This window comes from Marinobacter sp. UBA2498 (assembly GCF_002341575.1).
Classification (GTDB): Bacteria; Pseudomonadota; Gammaproteobacteria; order Pseudomonadales; family Oleiphilaceae; genus Marinobacter; species Marinobacter manganoxydans.
The window spans coordinates 1-458 of the sequence record NZ_DDOI01000086.1; the positions used below are offsets into that span (position 1 = coordinate 1).

The window sequence follows — 458 nt, forward strand, 5'->3', positions numbered from 1 at the left end:
ATCCTGATCGACGAAGCCAGAACGCCGCTGATTATCTCCGGGGCAGCCGAGGACAGTTCAAAGCTTTATCAGGCCATCAATGAACTGATCCCCAACCTCGAAAAGGGCGAAGTGCCTGAGGAAGGAGAGCCGACCGGTGACTTCACCATCGATGAGAAATCCCGCCAGGTTGAGCTGACAGAAAGCGGTCACGAGAAGGTTGAAGAGCTTCTCCTTGAGCGTGGCCTTCTGAAGGAAGGTGAGAGCCTCTATTCCGCCGCCAACCTCAGCCTGTTGCACCATGTGCACTCAGCATTGCGGGCCCACCACCTGTTCCAGAAAGACGTGGATTATATCGTCCAGGGCGGCCAGGTGGTCATCGTCGACGAGCATACCGGTCGTACCATGCCGGGTCGTCGCTGGAGTGAAGGTCTGCACCAGGCCGTTGAGGCCAAAGAGGGCGTCAAGATTCAGGCCGA

Annotated in this window: 1 protein-coding gene; it reads left to right on the forward strand. The window is 57.4% G+C overall.

Annotated elements, in window-relative coordinates:
* On the forward strand, positions 1 to 458 hold a 458-nt coding region (locus tag B2W52_RS11765), incomplete at both ends, for a preprotein translocase subunit SecA (RefSeq protein ID WP_476738533.1).